We start from the raw sequence: 18,213 nt of genomic DNA, 5'->3' as shown, positions 1-18,213 counted from the left end.
ATCTTGAATTTATAAACCTCCCTAGAATGTAGTTATTAGGGTCTTTCAAAACAAAATTTTATTTAAATGAACACATTAAGGGAGGTTGTATCACTATTATTTAACAATCAACTTCTGGCTGTAAGATTTCACATCTCCCGATTTGATGATCAGGTAATAAGCTCCGGCAGGAATTCCTGTAATATCAACGCTGCCGTCATTTTCAATTTTTGCTTTTTCCAGAACTATTTTTCCTTCTGTACTGATAAGATCTGCAGTGCTGTTCAGATCTGTCAGCCCTTCAATAAATACCTTTTCGGAAGCAGGATTGGGATGAATATATATAGAAGTTGAGCGGTCTGTCTCGTCTGTTGCCAGCGCTCCTGTTGTAATTTTAAATATCTTCCCGCTGTTTACCGCAGCCACAAACAATTCTTTCTGAGAATTCTGTCCGAAAGTGGAGAAATTATTGCCTGTACTTGGAGAATTCCACATAATAGAATTATCCGGATTCATAATTCCGATCTGTTCGGAACAGTAATCTGCAAAGAAATATTTCCCCTGAAGGGCAGGATACTGGCTTCCCCTGTAGACATATCCTCCGGTTATGGAGCATTTTCCTCCGGAATGATCATAAACTGCAACCGGGAATGTCATCGTGGACATGGGAGCGCACCCTGCTGTATTGTAAGCATTATTGCCTTCATAACAGCGCCATCCGTAATTGATTCCGGCTTGGGTAACAGGTATCCTGTTGATTTCTTCAATGGCTCCCTGGCCTACATCAGCGATCATTACATTTCCAATATTGGTGTCAAATGAGAATTTCCATGCATTTCTGAGTCCATAGGCCCAGATCTCATCAGCTCCAGTTACTAAAGTTCCCGCAAAAGGATTTCCGGGTGGAATATTATACGGTCCTGTAGCATTCACATCTATCCTTAACATTTTTCCCAGCAGTGAATTTATATTTTGGGAATTGTTATTGGGATCTCCACCGCTTCCGCCATCTCCGGTAACGATCCAGAGATTCCCGTCGGGAGCAAAATGAATACTTCCGCCGTTATGATTGTCAAACGGTTTTGGAATATTCAAAAGGATCTTTTCAGAAGCAGGATCTGCAATGTCCGGATTGGCAGCGTTTACAGAATATCTGGCTACAATGATATTTCCGGCGGTATTGTTGTAATACACAAAGAAATATCCGTTGGCTGAGTACTGGGGATGAAAGGCAAGACCAAGAAGACCTCTTTCCCCTCCATAGAGAACTTTAGAGCTGATATTCAAAAAATCAGCACTGTTGATCGTTCCGTTAGGTTGAATGATTTTGATGATCCCGTTCTGCTGGACCACGAAAAGACGGGTATCATTGGCGTTCGTAATTTCAACGGGGCTGGTGAACCCGGATGCAAATTCTACTAAATTAATGCTTTGAGAATTAACGATTAAAGAAGAAAGAATGCCTAGAGTAAAAAATAGTTTTTTCATAATATTTTGATATTTAGTGTATTGATAAATGAATGAAAATTTTATACCAATCGGAATTTGAAAATTTCATTACGATAAGGAAGAAAAATTATTAAATCTTAAATAGAAGTTAAAACCCCGATATATCTGAAAATAAACCGTTTCTGCTGTTAAAAAATTCATAAAATAATAATAAAATCATTATATTTGCCGACTTAATTTAACGTAGTTATAACAAAATGCAAGGAAAAGGACTTATTACAATTGTTGCTATTGTACTAGGGTTAATTTGCTTAAATGAGCTATTACCAACTTGGTACGCCAGCAAAATTGAAAAGCAGGCGACTGCTGTTGCAGGAGACAATCCGGAAAAGTATCAGAAAGAAATTGCAAGACTTTCTAAAGATACGCTGAACCTGGGATTCACAAAACTTTATTACACTAAAGCCAAAGACAAGGAAATGAAACTTGGTCTTGACTTGAAAGGTGGGATTAACGTTCTTTTGGAGATCAACCAAAGAGATTTGGTAAACGATCTTACAAATTACTCTACAAATCCTGTTCTTATCGAGGCTTTAAATAAAACTGATGAAGCGCAAAAGAATTCTACAAAATCTTACATCGATAATTTCTTCGATCAGTTTGAAGCGATCAACAGAGCAAAAGGGACGAACCTTAAGCTTGCAGATCCTGAACTTTTCGGAAATACCAATTTATCGGAGATCAAGTATAATACGACTGATGATCAGGTAAAAAGTATCATCAAAAGAAGAATTGATCTTTCTGTAGGTACTGCTTTTGAAGTAATCAGAACCAGAATCGATAAAATGGGTGCGGTGCAGCCAAACGTGCAGAGAGTACCGGGTACGGCAAGAATTTCTGTAGAAATGCCTGGTATGAAAGATATCGACAAAGTGAAAAAAATGCTTCAGACTTCTGCAAAACTTCAGTTCTGGGAAGTACAACAAGCTCCTGAAGTGTATCCTTATTTCCAAACATTAGCTACGATGATCGCTGTAAAAGGTGATTCTATGGGAGTTGCTAAGAATGTCAACTTCATGAACATCATGCAGGGAGGTAAGTCTATGAGTCAAAGCGCTGTTGGAAGTGTGAAATTATCTGATACTGCTACTGTAAACAAAATCTTGAATAGCAAAGTTGGTCAGTCTTTACGTCCTTCAAACATTAAATATACACAGTTCCTTTGGGGGTACAAGCCCGAAGCTACAGATACTGAAAGTTTAGTATTGTATGCAATCAGAGGTAACATTAGCCAAAAAGCTCCTGTAGACGGTGCTGTTGAAACTGCAAGCATTAGCTATGATGAGCTAAGCAGAGTAGTAGTAGACATGCAGATGGATTCTAAAGGTGCTAAAGAATGGAAAACTTTAACTGAGAAAAACGTTGGTAAACCGGTTGCTGTAACATTGGATGGCAGAGTTTATACTGCGCCAAACGTTGTAGGTGCCATTCCGAACGGTAGAACTCAAATCTCGGGTAACTTCTCTCAGGAAGAAGCTAAAGAGTTGGTTGACGTTCTAGGAGCGGGTAAATTACCTGCAGGTGCAAAAGTGGTTCAGGCTACTGTTGTAGGACCATCATTAGGACAAGAGTCTATTGATGCAGGGGTTATTTCATTTGCTATTGCATTCTTGATTATTATCGTTTATATCATTTTCTATTATGGTGGTGCAGGTGTGTACGCTGTAATTGCGATGATCATCAACTTATTCTATATTTTCGGAATTATGGATTCCGGAGACTTTACACTAACGCTTCCTGGTATCGCAGGTATCGTTCTTACGATGGCCATGGCGGTCGATACGAACGTAATCATCTACGAAAGAACCAAAGAAGAATTATTTGCAGGGAAAAGCATCCTGGAAGCTTATAAAGACGGTTTCAAGCATGCATTAAGCGCGATTGTTGACGGTCACTTAACGACATTACTGACGGCTGGTGTCCTTTTCTTATTCGGAACAGGACCTATTAAAGGATTTGCTCTGACTTTAGGAATCGGTATATTAATGACATTCTTTACTTCCGTATTGCTTTCCAGAGTAATGATCTTCACAAGACTGAATAAAGGAAAACATCTTTCTGTCTGGACTCCTCCAACGAAGAACCTATTCAGAAATACGTGGATCGATTTTATCGGAAAAAGAAAATATGCCTATATCATTTCTGGTATTTTAACAGTGATTTGTGTTGCGTCTATCGCAATGAACGGATTCAAATACGGAATCGACTTTACAGGAGGTAGAAATTATGTGGTAAGATTTGATAAAGCGGTTAATGCTGAAGATATTGAACAGAACCTGGTAAAAGTTTTCAAAACTGAAGATGGAAAAAACTCTTCTGTTGAGGCTAAAACTTTCGGAAATGACAGACAGCTGAAAATCTCTACAGATTATCTTATTGAAGATGAATCTTTAAAAGCTGACCAGACTGTAGAACAGAAATTATACGAAGGATTAAAGGCCAACTTACCTGCCAAGACTACATTGAGTGATTTCAAATCTGCAGATAAAGAACATGCAGGAATTATCTCTTCTGAAAAAGTAGGGCCTACGGTAGCAGATGATATTCAGACTCACGGTATGCTTGCTGTAGCAGCAGCTTTGGCGGGTATCTTCATCTATATCTTATTTAGATTTAGAAAATGGCAATTCTCATTAGGTGCTGTTGTAGCGTTATTCCATGATGCGGTAATTATTTTAGGAGCGTATTCATTGCTTCATAAATTTATGCCGTTTAATATGGAGATCAACCAGGATTTTGTTGCAGCCATCCTTACAGTACTAGGATACTCAATTAATGATACCGTTATTATCTTCGATAGAATCAGAGAGTATTTAAGAGAGAAGAAAGCTTTAACATTGGCTGGATTATTTGATGACTCTATCTCAAGTACATTGGGTAGAACATTCAACACTTCATTTACCACTATCCTTGTAATTTTAGCCATCTTTATTTTCGGTGGTGACAACCTTAGAGGATTTATGTTTGCCATGTTGATCGGTATCGGGTTTGGTACCTATTCATCAATCTTTATTGCATCGGCCATCGCTTACGATTTCCTTAAAAAAGGGAAAGAAGAAGAGGTACATGGTAGAACCAGTTCCAGCAAAGAAGTGCTTGCTTCAAAGTAATATCAACTACAATAAATAAGTAAAGACCGTTTCGAAAGAAGCGGTCTTTTTTTTGCCATTAAATTATGTAATGCCGATTAAGATGTTCCTGTAATTTAGGGTTTCATAAATTTAATAGGTAAAGTTCAGGGTTTAAATTTATATTTGCGTAGCCCACATCTGAAATCTGATGTCTGAAATTTTCATCTTAAAATCTTGTCTCTTCCTCCAAAATTCACAATTTAGTACCATTATATTTCAGATTTCATTATTTTTGCAGCATTATGGAAAACTCAAGGAAAAAAGCAGCCATCGGCTTTATATTTATTACTTTATTGATTGATATTACAGGATGGGGAATCATTATTCCGGTAGTTCCCAAATTAATTGAGGAACTTATCCACGCCGATATCAGTGAAGCAGCAAAATATGGTGGCTGGCTTGGTTTTGCCTATGCATTTACCCAGTTTATCTTTTCTCCTGTGGTGGGAAACCTGAGTGACAAATACGGAAGAAGGCCTATTATTCTGATTTCCCTTTTTGGATTTGCAGTGGATTATATTTTTCTTGCCCTTGCACCCACGATCTGGTGGCTCTTCCTGGGCCGGGTTATTGCAGGGATCACAGGAGCCAGCGTAACAACCGCGAGTGCCTATATTGCTGATATTTCTACAGATGAGGACAGAGCAAAGAACTTTGGTCTTATCGGGGCTGCATTTGGTCTCGGATTTATTATTGGGCCCGTATTGGGAGGAGTTCTTGGGCATTATGGTGCCAGGGTGCCTTTCTATGCTGCGGCAGTTTTATGTCTGTTGAATTTCCTTTACGGTTATTTCGTTCTTCCTGAGAGTTTAGATAAAGATAAAAGAAGAGAATTCGACTGGAAGCGTGCGAATCCCATCGGTTCATTTAAATTTTTAGGTAAGCATCCGGAAATTTCAGGATTAATCTTTGCCCTTATTTTAATCTATATCGCGGGTCATGCCGTGCAGAGCAACTGGAGCTTTTTCACCATGTATAAATTTAGCTGGACGGAAAGGATGGTTGGAATTTCATTAGGGGTTGTAGGATTATTAGTCGGTTTAGTTCAGGGTGTCCTGATACGCTGGACAACTCCCAGGCTGGGCGAGGAAAAAAGTATTTATTACGGATTGGCACTGTATGCATTAGGGATGCTGTTGTTTGCCTTTGCTACAGAAGGATGGATGATGTTTGCATTTTTGGTTCCTTACTGTTTGGGAGGGATCTGCGGACCTGCATTACAATCGGTAATTACGAAAAGTGTTCCTTCCAACGAGCAGGGAGAGCTTCAGGGAGCATTGACCAGTTTAATGAGCGCCACTTCCATTATAGGGCCACCGTTGATGACCAACCTGTTTTACTTCTTTACCCACGACGAAGCACCATTTGAGTTCTCGGGGGCACCGTTCTTTCTGGCATTTATTTTAATGGCAATAAGCGTGGTAATGACCTATTATGCTTTTCAGAAAAAAGATAAAAGGCTGATTAAAAAATTGTAATTAGGATAAAGTCTGAAAGATTAATTATTTAAATCCGAATTAAGGATAAGTGTTTAAATAATGCAGTGATAAGCAGGAGTTTTATAAAGTACAAGAGCTTGAAATATGAACCAAAGGCAAGGTCAAAATACTGGGTTTAGCTTTGGATTAAAAACTATTATCTGCAAAAAAATAAATTACAGCCAGCAACAAAAATCAACAGCTGATCGAAACGTGTTTTTATATTCAGGTTATTGATTTTCATAGCTTTACTATTGTAGAATCTTAAAATTTGTTTAAAATTTTAGTTTCCTGTAAATAAATGTATAAACTTTCGTAATTTTACCACATGGAATTAAGCATTGGAGAAATGGCACTGATCGCGGTGGCGATCGTTGTATTATTCGGTCCGGATAAACTTCCTCAGATAGCGCGTGACCTCGGGGCAGGCGTTAGAAAAATGCGTGGTGCAGTGGAAGATATTAAAACTGAGATCATGAAGGAAACAGATAATCCTGTTTCTGAGATCAAACGCGAAATTGAGAAAGTGAAGGATGCTGCAAAAGATTTCAATCCTATGAAGAACATCGAAAAAGATATCGTGGCAGAACCTTCTGCTACTAATGAACCGCCAAAACTAAAGCCTGCCGACGACGAAACCTACGAAGGGCCTGTAAGCAGATAATTCATGGAAGAAATCATTCAGGAAGATAAAAAGGTTTTTCTATACCTTAATAATTTGGGCGATACTTCCTTCGACCAGTTTTGGATGCTCATTTCCAGTACATGGATCTGGATACCGCTTTACATTATATTTCTTTACTTTTTATACAAGAATTATAAGCTGAAATCCTTAATTTTTATCCTTTTATTCATTGCACTCGGAGCTACGGTTTCTGATCAGCTTGCAAGTGTTTTCAAATACGGAGTGGCCAGACTCCGGCCCTGTCATGATCCCAGCTTAGAACATTATATGAGGATCGTGAAGTGTGGTGGACAGTACGGGTTTTATTCTGCCCATGCCTCTAATACCTTCTTCCTGGCAGCTTATTTAAGTATTTTATTGAAAAAGAAACTCAATTGGTTTCCATATGCTATATTTGTATGGGCTGTGGTAGTTTCTTACAGCCGGATATATTTAGGAGTGCATTTCCCGATAGATATTTTGGTGGGGGCGTTTGTTGGATCTTTATTGGGAGTGATATTTGGAGTGCTCGCCAAAAAAGTCATCAACAAACAAAATATAGCTTCATGAAAAAATCTTTATTACTGACAGCATTCATATGCTCCTCATTCAGTCTCTATGCGCAGGACAAAAATAAAGCCGAAGACTGCTTTAAAAAAGCCGATTACAAATGTGCAGAAGAACAGTACAGCAAATTAGCAGAAAAAGAGCAGATCCAAAAATTTCAGTCCGAATATTACAATAATCTTGGGACAGCCCAAAGACGGCTGGGGAAGTCTGCATTAGCTTTGAAATCTTATGAATCCGCTTTAAAAGCCAATCCTTTATCGGCTCCTGTATATGCCAATCTTGCATCACTGAACAGCCAGAAAGGAAATAAGACCAAAGCACTGGAGTACATTTCTACTGGTCTTAAAATCGATGCAGAAAATCCTGAATTTTATCTTACCCGTTCCAAGATCTATGACAGCCAGGGAAAAAAAGATCTTGCCCTGAATGATCTTAACCAGATCCTCACTTTTGCTCCGGATAATATTTTTGCCAAAACTGGACTGGCCAATCTGAAGAAAAATAACGGTGACCTGGACGGTGCTTTAAAAGATTATAATCAGCTGATCTCTGAAAAACCGGAATCGCTGTTGTATAACGGCAGGGCAGATGTCTATTTCAAAATGAAAAAGCCTAAAGAAGCTCTTGCAGACGTTAATAAAGCCATTTCTATAGATCCGAAATTTTCCCATTCCTATGTAACCAAAGCATTGGTTTTATTTGATACGGCAAAACCTAAAGAAGCCTGTGAAAATCTGGATAAAGCAGTAAACCTGGGTTATGAAAAAGCTATTTTAACAGATTATTATGCTAAATGTGTGAAAAAATAAATCTTATATAAAACATTTCTTATGGGCGCGGCATGAAATGCCGCGCCCATAAGAAATGTACCAGACAAAATAAGTCATAAATAAAAAAAATAGATGTTAAACATTGTTCTTATAGAACCTGAAATACCCAATAATACGGGTAACATCGGACGGCTATGTGTGGGTACGGAAAGTAAACTGCACCTGGTTCATCCGTTTGGATTTGTAATCAATGATAAGAATCTGAAAAGATCCGGTTTAGATTATTGGGTGCATCTTGATGTTACTGAATATGAAAATGTTGGAGAATGGATAAAAAATATTCCAGATCCGTCCCGTGTTTTTTTAATGAGCTCACATGCTGAAAAATCTTACCTGGAAAATAGTTTCCAGGATGGTGACTGGCTGGTTTTCGGTAAGGAAAGTGTGGGTTTGAGTAAGGAAGTATTAGAGCAGTTCGAAAATCATCTGACAATTCCCATGTCAAAACTGATCCGAAGTTTCAATATTGCCAATTCCGTTGCTTTTGTAATTGGTGAAGCCAAAAGGCAGATCAATTTACAAGTTAAATAAAGCAGAATTCTTTCTTAAATACAGAATATTTTAATCATTATGATACGGCTTTCCCTGTAAGATCTGATCAGCACGGTAAAGTTGTTCCACAATAAAAAGACGGATCATCTGGTGGGTAAAGGTCATTTTTGATAAAGACATCTTTTCATTGGCCCGGCTGTAGATCTCCTCAGCAAAACCATAGGCACCTCCGATAAGGATATGAACCTTTTTTACCGAAGAATTCATCCAGGTATCAATTTTCTGCGAGAATTCACGGCTGGTGAACTGCCTGCCTTTCTCATCAAGAAGTACAACAAGATCATTTTTATCAATATAATTTAAAAAAAGCTTAGATTCTTCCTTCTTTAAAAGTTCAGGCGAGAGGTTTTTTGCATTTTTAACATCCTGAATTTCAGTGATTTCAAAATTCCAGTGCTTGGGAAGACGGGTAAGATAATAACTGATGAGGGAAGTGATCTCCTTGTCATCTGTTTTACCGATACAAAGTAAGCTGATTCGCATGTATAGAGGATTTCAAAGAGCAAAGATACCATTTTTTAATGCTAAAAAAAGAAAAGGCTAACCTTAGTATTAAGGTGCAGCTTTAATTTTAAATCGTTCAATTAATTGCTTACTTCCTGCCCTTTAAACTTATTCCTGTAATCAGCAGGTGTGAATCCGGTGATCTTTTTGAAGACTGTTCTGAATGTTTTTAAATCATTGTACCCCATACTGTAGGTGACATCTGCAATATTGGCTTCTCCGGTTTCAAGTGCTTTTTTGGCAGCTTCCACTTTCACACGCTGTATATATTCAATGGGATTTAACCGGGTCGCATTTTTGAACCTCCGGATAAAATTCCGTCTGCTCATATTTACCTGGCCGGCGATCTGCTCTACGGAGATATCCGTTTTGAATGTTTTCTCGATATAGCTCTGTGCCTTATGAATTTCATCATCGTCATGAAGACGCTGCCCCGAAAAAACAGCAAAAATGTTTTGTGAGGTCCGTCCGTAATCCAGTGCATACAATTTGCTCAACTCAATGGATATCTTCTTGTTTAGGTTCTGTTCGATAAAATACAGCATGGCATTTAAAGAGGAAAAACCGCCACCACCGGTGATAATTGCTTTCGAGTGCGTCACCACATGATCAGGCTTGAAATCAATGCGTGGATACCTTTTCTGCAGATCCTCCATAGCACCCCAGTGTGAAGTGGCTGGCATATGATCCAGTAAACCTGATTCTGCCAGGAAATAGGCTCCTGTACAAAGACTGATCAGTTGTGTTCTCTCATTATATTTTCTTTTGATCCAGTGGATGAGGGATACGTTTTCAGCTAAAAGAGAATCAATATGGGCGAGATCAGTGCTCATCGGCGGAATAATAACGACATCGGTGTCAAATCTTTCAGAAATCATTCTACTGCAGCAGAACTGTAGAGGCAGGTTAGATTGTACTGTTTTGTTCTGAACACCGATCAGTTCTATCAGGAAGGGCACGGCAAGGCCTTTTCTCACAGCAGCTTCATTGGCACTTATCAGAAGAGAAACGGTATTGGATACGGCTGTAGACAGTACGCCTTCATATATTATAATCGAGATATGTTTCATCGGTATCAATGTATATAATGATAAAATTATGCAAATTCTGGCACAAAATGCACTGTTGAATGTCATTTTTACGTATCACGACTTGATATAAACCATCATAATTTTACAAAAAGATATATTATGAAAACAATTTTTGATCCCAACGTAAGAGAAGAGCTGATCACAAGGATTGGTTCCCTTGGTCCAAGAAATACAGCACAATGGGGAAAAATGAATCTCTTCCAGATGATGAGACACTGTACGGTATGGAACGACTGGATCCTGGGGAAAAATAACCAGATCTACAGACAGGAGTTTTTAGGATGGCTGTTTGGAAAGATGGCACTGAAAGGTCTTGTAAAAGATGAAACTCCGATCAAAAGAAACATGCCAGCAGGAAGCTTTGTTATAAAAGAAACCCTAGGCAATACAGAAAATGAGAAAAAGATCTGGATGGAGCAGATCACAGCCTATGAAAACTATTCGAATCCTGATTTTATTCATGACTTTTTTGGAAAAATGAAAAGAGAAGAGATCGGAGTTTTTGTTTACAAACATATGGATCATCATTTGCGGCAGTTTAATGCCTGAAAACCTGTACTGAAATTTATATTAAAAAGATTGACAGCTTTCAATCTATTACTTTTCAAATGCTAATTTCTTTCCTGAGTTGAGAGGAGAATAGCTATTCTGTACAATTGATGCAAACCAATCAATTTTAGGTTGATAACAGGATAAAGAAAATGTTTATATTTGTAGATAAGACTTATTTGAAACAGTGAATTTTTTTCCTTCTTAAGAGATAAACAGCTGTTTTTATTAAGGGAAATGCACCAAATAGATGAGTATAAAGGTTCCTAGATTTATCTTGAAGATTCAAGAGTTTTTTGACGGTATACATATTCCTGTTTTGGGGATATCGCTCTGGCAGATGTTCCAGATCTATATTTCCGGAATTTTCAAAGGGAATATCGGAAGAAAGGCGGCAGCCATTTCCTGGAGCTTCACCATCAGTTTATTTCCTTTCCTGCTTTTCCTGCTTTCTGTTTTGCCGTATATGCCGCATTATGACAAGCTGCAGTTTTATATTTTTGAAGTTCTGATGCATAACGTTTTTCCTTCGAATATGGAAGGTGATGTCAGAGGATACATTGAAACCAACATCATTCCGAATATGAAAGGCATCAGTAATCTTACCATTGTTTTGGCATTGGTTTTTGCCACCAACGGAACCTTTTCGCTTATCAACGGATTCAACGAAAATTCAGATGAAAAGCTTACTGATGTTAAAGAGTTTATCCTTTCTTTTTTTATCACAATAGGCTTTATTACTATTGTCTTCCTGTCACTTTTTGGAGTATATTATGTAGAGGTTGTAATGAAACTTTTTACTCCTGCTTACGATATTTCCTGGCTTGTGAATAACCTTTCCAAGATCATCGGATTTGTATCTTTTCCGCTCTTTTATTTTATTCTTTTGACACTTTTCTACTGGCTGGGAACAGTAAAGATTGCCAGGTTCAGACAGGCAGTGCCGGGAGCTATTTTAACAACGGTCCTGTTTGTTCTTACCACCTTTATTTTTGCGATCTATGTAAAAGATATTGCCAGATACAACGTGCTTTACGGGTCCATCGGAAGTATGATCCTGCTGATGGTTTGGGTAAATGTGAACGTATATCTTCTGCTGTTCGGAAACGAGCTTAATATGGCCCTCAGAAAGCTCAGGATCGAAAAACTGCTGTCTGATGAGATCAAAAGAGAAGCAGCTCACTATCACGCACAGGTGACAGAGCCTAATCTGGAAAGCGATGAAGACCACAAAAGAAAGCTGGAAGGGAAAAAAGATTAATTTTCTACAGCGTTCATGTCTTTTTTAGAACTCATACTTAATATTACAAATCCTAAAACTGCCGCTAAGAAAGAAGCGATCAGGATGGCAAATTTAGCTTCATCCTGAATCGGAATATTATCCTTAAAGGACAGTAGTGCAATAAATATAGACATAGTAAAGCCTATTCCAGCCAGCAATCCAACGCCAGCCATTTGTAACCATGTACTGTTTTGAGGAAGCTCGCTGAGCTTTAATTTAATAGCGATAAAAGAAAACACATTGATTCCGATCAGTTTTCCCAATATCAGCCCACAGATAATTCCCAAACCTAATGTACTTGTTACTCCCGTTACCATTTCGCTGGTAAAAGCAATATTGGTATTCGTTAAAGCAAATATAGGCATGATCAAAAAGCTCACCGGGAAATGAAGCTGATGTTCCAGCCTTTCAAGAGGAGAAATTTCTACATCAGATACATTCGTAGGAATGGAAAAAGCAAGCAGAACTCCGGCTATCGTCGCATGGATCCCGGAATGATGCAGGAAATACCATAAAAATAGTCCCGGGATAATATAAAAAATAATACGGGTAACTTTCAGAAAGTTTAAAAGAAACAATAGTGCAGCCGTTCCAAATGAAAGCAGGAGATAGGTCCAGTGAATCTGTTCAGTATAAAAAATAGCGATTACCAGGATAGCGCCCAGATCGTCCACAATAGCCAGTGCTGCAAGGAATATTTTAATCGAGTTGGGAATCTTTTTTCCCAGCATTGAAATAATAGCCAGTGAAAAAGCAATATCCGTAGCCATAGGAATTCCCCAGCCGCTGCCATACTCTGTTCCGGAATTGAAAAAGGTATAGATCGCTGCAGGAACCAGCATTCCACCTACTGCCGCAAAAATAGGCAATGAGGCATTTTTAAAGGAAGAAAGTTCGCCTTCCACCATTTCCCGTTTGATCTCGAGTCCTACGAGCAAAAAGAAAACGGCCATCAGTCCGTCATTAATCCATATGCTCACCGGATAGGTAAGGTGGAAAAGGTGAGTGCCTACTTCTTTATCCAGAAAGTTCTGAAAACCTTCACCTGCAGACGAATTAGCGATTAATAACGAGGCCAGCACACAGAAAATAAGGATAATTCCGGATGACTGATTGCTGCTAAAAAATTTTTTAAAATATAAAGATAAATTCATGTCTATGATTGTAATCGTCTCACTCTTGAAACTCCGTCAATGTTTTTAAGTTTTTTAAATGTTTCTTCAAGCTGACTTTTGTTTTTAACTTCAAGGTTAATGCTGCCTGTAAAAACGCCGTTATTGGATTCTATGGACATACTCTTCATATCCATTCCCATACTTCCGCTGATCACGGTTGTAATATCGTTGATCATTCCCATTCTGTCAAGACCTTCGATTTCGATCTTAACCCTGTTTTTAAAGCTTTCCGCATTCACCCATTTGGCCGGGATAACACGGTAATCGTACTGTGCCCTCAGGTTGATGGCATTCGGGCAGTTGTCGCTGTGAACCTTGATACCGTCAGAAATGGTTATAAATCCAAAAATTTTATCACCGGGAATTACGGTACAGCATTTTGCATAGGTATAATTCAGTTTTTCTTCATCTTTCCCGAAAACGATCATATCAAGATTCTGTTCTTTCGGCTCTTCAAAATGGGTATTCTTGGCCGGAGATTTTCTGAATCTTGAAAGTAAATTATTAAATACGTTTTTACTTTCAATATATTTTCTCAGGCTGCTGACATCCAGTTCATTGCTTTGGAATTTAAGGAACAGTTCCTGAGAAGACTTTAAATTGAAAAACTTCTGAAGTTTGTTCACTTCCTCATCATTAAAGTTGATCTTAGCGTGGCGGAGTTTTCTTTGAAGAATCTCTTTTCCATCTTCCACCAGCTGGTTTTTCTGGGAATTCAGGTAGCTTTTGATCTTGGACTTGGCTTTGGATGTCACGACAAACTCCAGCCAGTCCGACTTAGGCTTCTGGTTCTGCGAAGATAAAATATCTATCTGGTCACCATTCTGAAGAACATAAGAAATAGGAACCAGTTTCCCGTTGATCTTTGCTCCAAGACATTTCATTCCGAGGTCGGAGTGAACGGCAAAAGCAAAATCCAGAGCTGTAGCATTCGTTGGAAGGATCTTGATTTCCCCTTTGGGAGTAAAAACAAATACTTCCTTAGAATATAAATTCAGTTTAATATTATCTAAAAGTTCGGATGTGGACAGGTTTTGCTGCTGCTCAAGAATATCACGGATTTCAGTAACCCATCTTTCAAAATTCCTGTCATCTGAGCTCTGTTTGTAGCCTTCTTTATATTTGTAATGAGCGGCAACGCCTTTTTCGGCAATCTCGTCCATTCTTTCCGAACGGATCTGTACTTCTATCCACTTTCTGTCCGGTCCCAGAACTGTTAAATGGAGACTTTCGTACCCTGTAGAACGCGGCTGTGTGATCCAGTCCCTCATTCTTGAAGGGTTGCTGTGGTAAACATCCGTTACAATAGAGTAGATCTTCCAGGCCAGAAACTTTTCGTTCTTTGCATCCGACTTATAAATGATCCTGATTGCATAGTTATCGAATACTTCTTCAAAGGAAACTCCCTGTTTAAGCATTTTCCTGTAAATAGAAGAGATAGCTTTCGCACGGCCTTTGATCGTGAAATTCAAACCTTCTTCTTTTAATCTTTCTGAAGCTTCTTTTTTAAATTCCTCAATATATCTTTCACGGCTTTCTTTCGCCAGTTCAAGTTTTTCTGTGATCTCGTTATAGACTTCAGGATTGTTGTATTTCAAGGAAAGATCTTCCAGCTCCGATTTGATATTATACAGACCCAGACGGTGTGCCATAGGGGCATAGATATAAACGGTTTCCGAAGCGATTTTTTTCTGCTTATCCGGAGCCATGCTTTCCAGTGTCCGCATATTGTGAAGGCGGTCAGCAATCTTGATGAGAATAACCCTGAAATCTTCAGACAGCGTCAATAACAGTTTTCTGTAATTTTCAGACTGTACAGAAATATTCTGGTGATTCATTATAGAGATCTTTGTGAGCCCGTTCACAATATTGGCGATTTTCTCTCCAAAAATCTTTTTAAGATCTTCATAGGTATAGTCTGAATCCTCTATCACGTCATGCAGCAGGGCGCAGGCAATAGAAGTGGCCCCCAAACCAATCTCTGTGGCTACAATTTTAGCCACAGCAATGGGATGATAAATGTAGGGTTCGCCGGATTTCCTCCTTTGATCTTTATGGGCATCCAATGCAATATCAAATGCCTTCCGGATGAGCTTGTTATTTTCCTCATCCAGAGTCCTGTATGTATTCGAAATCAGATCCTTATACCGGGCAAGGATCTCTTTGTTTTCCTGTTCTAAATCGTAACTCATTTGTGCTAACGCCTATAATTAAACGAAAATACGAAATTTTTTAAACTTTTCCACCATAAAAAATCCGCAGAACGCTCTGCGGATTTCCGGTTATTAGGTTTTGTGTTTTCTGTCAGAATTTAACTTCTGAATCCATGCCGCTGCTTGATGCCTTTATTCTCACATCGGGGCTGTTATGGATCTCGGCTCTGTTTCTGGCATCAATAAATCGTTTAAGGTGATCATAATGTGCCTCTCCAATACCCATATTCTCGAATAAATAGGTCTTCAGTACTGAATTTTGGCTGAAAATATTTCGTGCGCCATCAGTTTGGTTATTATCTTTTACCGCAACACTCGCCAGATACTGAGAGGTATCAGAGCCGGTATGGAGATATACTATGTAATCTGAATTTTCAAATCCTGAATTTTCCAGATCGGCTTCAAGCTTTTTGTAATCGCTGTGATGTGCAAATAATCCAGCTAATATATTTGACATAAGCAATAGTTTTTAAATTGTACTTAAAGATAATAAATATTTTTCAATATTGTTAATATTAATTTATTAAAGTTTACTATTTATTGTTTTATCTATAATGTAATGTTAAAATGTTTGAAAACATCTATTGAACAGCTGTTTGATTTTAATAATAACATAAACTGAAGTTTGGATGGAAGAAGGCTGGAATTTTGAATGTTCTTTCAGGGTTATTAAATCTCTGTGATCGTAAAAAAAACGGACCGAAGTCCGTTTCATTAAGTATCATTTTAAGGTTTTATATCCTTTCATTTTTAATTTCCTCTACAATTTCAGGATTCAACAGGGTAGAAATATCTCCGAAATTACTGAAGTCTCCTTCCGCTATTTTTCTCAGGATTCTGCGCATAATTTTTCCGGAACGTGTTTTAGGCAGTCCTGAAACAAACTGTATTTTATCAAGTTTGGCAATAGGTCCTATCTGGTCCGAAATCAGCTGATTGATCTCCTTTTTAAGGTTTTCCTTATCACGGCCTTCTCCGGTTTCTTTTAAGATTACAAAGCCATATAAAGCATTTCCTTTGATATCATGAGGATAACCAACAATTGCAGATTCTGCAACGGCAGGGTGTTCATTGATGCTGTCTTCAATAGGAGCGGTTCCTAAATTGTGCCCGGAAACAATGATCACATCGTCTACACGGCCTGTAATTCTGTAATATCCGACTTCATCTCTTAAAGCACCGTCCCCCGTAAAATATTTTCCGGGAAAAGCGCTGAAATAGGTTTCCTTGTATCGTTGGTGATCGCCCCAGATCGTTCTTGCGATTCCCGGCCACGGAAAGCGGATACAGAGGTTTCCTGTCACCTGGTTTCCTGTGATTTCATTACGCTTATCATCCATCAGGACAGGCTGGATTCCCGGAAGTGGAAGAGTAGCATAGGTAGGCTTCGTTGGAGTGACGAATGGGAGTGGGGAAATCATGATTCCTCCTGTTTCCGTCTGCCACCAGGTGTCAACAACCGGACATTTTTTCTTCCCGACATGATCATTGAACCAGTGCCATGCTTCTTCATTGATAGGTTCACCTACGGAACCGATGACTTTCAGAGTGCTCAAATCATGCTTATCAACCCATTCTGAACTTTCTTTGGCTAATGAGCGGATGGCGGTAGGAGCAGTGTAGAATTGGGTCACCTTATGCTTTTCAATGACTTCCCAGAAACGGTCCGGCTGAGGGTAAGTAGGTACACCCTCAAAAATTACTGTGGTTGCTCCGTTAAGAAGCGGTCCGTATAAAATATAGGAATGCCCAGTAATCCACCCGATATCTGCTGTACACCAATAGATATCATTCTCTTTATAATTAAATACATTTTTAAACGTATAGGCGGTATACACCATATACCCGGCGGAAGTATGAAGCATTCCTTTCGGTTTTCCGGTAGAACCTGAGGTATACAGGATGAAAAGAGGATCTTCGGCATCCATGATGACGGTCACGAAATCAGCGGAAGCTTTTTCGTACAGATCGGCCATCCAGTGATCTCTGCCTTCTTTCATTTTGATTTCGTTGTTTGTTCTTTTCACGACCAGAACAGACTCTACACTTGGTGTTTTTTCCAATGCCTCGTCTACAATGCTTTTCAGATCCAGAACTTTGTTTCCCCTGTAGCTGCCATCTGAAGTAATGATCATTTTGGCGTTACAGTCATTAACTCTTGAAGCTACGGCAGAAGCGGAAAATCCTGCAAAAATAACGGAATGTACGGCGCCTAATTTGGCACAGGCAAGCATGGTAACAGCGAGTTCGGGAATCATCGGAAGGTAGATGCATACCCGGTCTCCTTTTTCAATGCCCATTTCACGTAGAACATTGGCTGTTTTATTAACACGGTTATACAGTTCAGTATAGGAAATATGCTGTGCTTCCTCTTTCGGGTCGTTGGGCTCCCAGATAATAGCGGTTTTATCACCTCTTACGGCAAGATGCCTGTCAATACAGTTTTTAGTGATATTTAATTTGGCATTCTTGAACCATGTAATTTTGGCTTCATTCATATCATACTTAACCACCTTGCTCCATCTCTGGTACCACACAAAATTTTGGTCGGCTATCTTATCCCAGAATTTCTTTGGATTTTTAATAGATTTTTTATACTCTTCAAAATAATGTGGCAGATCTTCAATTAAGTAATTTCTCATATCCCTTCGTTTTTTGAAATTTGAATTTTATTAATATTAAATAT

General features: G+C 38.7%; 14 protein-coding genes and 1 pseudogene. 8 read left to right on the top strand and 7 right to left on the bottom strand.

Annotated elements, in window-relative coordinates:
- Positions 1 to 96: 96 nt before the first annotated feature.
- Positions 97 to 1,467 carry a PQQ-dependent sugar dehydrogenase gene (locus J4Q03_RS05190; protein ID WP_426047143.1) on the bottom strand — a complete coding sequence of 457 codons (1,371 nt, stop codon included), beginning with the start codon at positions 1,465 to 1,467 and terminating at the stop codon, positions 97 to 99.
- 218 nt (positions 1,468 to 1,685) lie between these two features.
- On the opposite strand from J4Q03_RS05190, the gene secD reads away from it, so the two are divergent.
- The 6 genes from secD to J4Q03_RS05160 all read left to right on the top strand — a co-directional run bounded on the left by secD (position 1,686) and on the right by J4Q03_RS05160 (position 8,692).
- Positions 1,686 to 4,598, top strand: coding sequence for a protein translocase subunit SecD (secD, locus tag J4Q03_RS05185; protein ID WP_426047142.1), 2,913 nt, complete (start codon positions 1,686 to 1,688; stop codon positions 4,596 to 4,598).
- A gap of 263 nt (positions 4,599 to 4,861) precedes the next feature.
- A complete protein-coding gene (locus J4Q03_RS05180) occupies positions 4,862 to 6,097 on the top strand; it encodes a TCR/Tet family MFS transporter (RefSeq protein ID WP_426047141.1) in 1,236 nt (411 codons plus the stop codon).
- Positions 6,098 to 6,425: 328 nt separating this feature from the next.
- The gene (locus tag J4Q03_RS05175) at positions 6,426 to 6,761 is read left to right on the top strand and encodes a Sec-independent protein translocase subunit TatA/TatB (RefSeq protein WP_426047140.1); all 336 of its coding nucleotides are present in this window, start codon (positions 6,426 to 6,428) and stop codon (positions 6,759 to 6,761) included.
- A gap of 3 nt (positions 6,762 to 6,764) precedes the next feature.
- Positions 6,765 to 7,331 carry a phosphatase PAP2 family protein gene (locus J4Q03_RS05170; RefSeq protein WP_426047139.1) on the top strand — a complete coding sequence of 189 codons (567 nt, stop codon included), beginning with the start codon at positions 6,765 to 6,767 and terminating at the stop codon, positions 7,329 to 7,331.
- Complete coding sequence (locus J4Q03_RS05165) at positions 7,328 to 8,140, top strand: tetratricopeptide repeat protein (RefSeq protein ID WP_426047138.1); 813 nt, start codon at positions 7,328 to 7,330, stop codon at positions 8,138 to 8,140. Before J4Q03_RS05170 ends, J4Q03_RS05165 begins: the two co-directional genes overlap by 4 nt.
- Before the next feature lie 93 nt (positions 8,141 to 8,233).
- A complete protein-coding gene (locus J4Q03_RS05160; protein ID WP_426047137.1) occupies positions 8,234 to 8,692 on the top strand; it encodes a tRNA (cytidine(34)-2'-O)-methyltransferase in 459 nt (152 codons plus the stop codon).
- A gap of 30 nt (positions 8,693 to 8,722) precedes the next feature.
- On the opposite strand, the gene J4Q03_RS05155 is transcribed toward J4Q03_RS05160, so the two are convergent.
- Together J4Q03_RS05155 and J4Q03_RS05150 are read right to left on the bottom strand one after the other, a co-directional pair.
- A complete protein-coding gene (locus J4Q03_RS05155; protein ID WP_426047136.1) occupies positions 8,723 to 9,196 on the bottom strand; it encodes a 23S rRNA (pseudouridine(1915)-N(3))-methyltransferase RlmH in 474 nt (157 codons plus the stop codon).
- A gap of 101 nt (positions 9,197 to 9,297) precedes the next feature.
- Positions 9,298 to 10,287 carry a GlxA family transcriptional regulator gene (locus J4Q03_RS05150; protein WP_426047135.1) on the bottom strand — a complete coding sequence of 330 codons (990 nt, stop codon included), beginning with the start codon at positions 10,285 to 10,287 and terminating at the stop codon, positions 9,298 to 9,300.
- A 120-nt stretch (positions 10,288 to 10,407) separates the two neighbouring features.
- Between J4Q03_RS05150 and J4Q03_RS05145 the strand changes: the two genes are divergently transcribed.
- Together J4Q03_RS05145 and J4Q03_RS05140 are read left to right on the top strand one after the other, a co-directional pair.
- Complete coding sequence (locus tag J4Q03_RS05145) at positions 10,408 to 10,857, top strand: DUF1569 domain-containing protein (protein WP_426047134.1); 450 nt, start codon at positions 10,408 to 10,410, stop codon at positions 10,855 to 10,857.
- A gap of 250 nt (positions 10,858 to 11,107) precedes the next feature.
- Positions 11,108 to 12,118, top strand: a complete 1,011-nt coding sequence (locus tag J4Q03_RS05140; RefSeq protein WP_426047133.1) for a YihY/virulence factor BrkB family protein — start codon at positions 11,108 to 11,110, stop codon at positions 12,116 to 12,118.
- On the opposite strand, the gene nhaA is transcribed toward J4Q03_RS05140, so the two are convergent.
- The 4 genes and pseudogenes from nhaA to acs all read right to left on the bottom strand — a co-directional run.
- Positions 12,115 to 13,293, bottom strand: coding sequence for a Na+/H+ antiporter NhaA (nhaA, locus tag J4Q03_RS05135; protein ID WP_426047132.1), 1,179 nt, complete (start codon positions 13,291 to 13,293; stop codon positions 12,115 to 12,117). The two genes, J4Q03_RS05140 and nhaA, sit on opposite strands and share 4 nt — an antisense overlap.
- A 2-nt stretch (positions 13,294 to 13,295) precedes the next feature.
- On the bottom strand, positions 13,296 to 15,506 hold the full coding sequence (locus J4Q03_RS05130; protein WP_426047131.1) for a RelA/SpoT family protein: 2,211 nt from the start codon (positions 15,504 to 15,506) through the stop codon (positions 13,296 to 13,298).
- A 112-nt stretch (positions 15,507 to 15,618) separates the two neighbouring features.
- Positions 15,619 to 15,984, bottom strand: a complete 366-nt coding sequence (locus J4Q03_RS05125; protein ID WP_426047130.1) for a hypothetical protein — start codon at positions 15,982 to 15,984, stop codon at positions 15,619 to 15,621.
- A 277-nt stretch (positions 15,985 to 16,261) separates the two neighbouring features.
- Positions 16,262 to 18,172, bottom strand: a pseudogene (gene acs / locus J4Q03_RS05120) (acetate--CoA ligase); the annotation flags it as partial.
- Positions 18,173 to 18,213 lie beyond the last annotated feature (41 nt).

The organism is Chryseobacterium sp. NFX27 (assembly GCF_049887855.1).
Lineage (GTDB): Bacteria > Bacteroidota > Bacteroidia > Flavobacteriales > Weeksellaceae > Chryseobacterium.
Note: the sequence above shows the minus strand (reverse complement) of the source record. Positions and strands in the feature narration are given on the sequence as shown.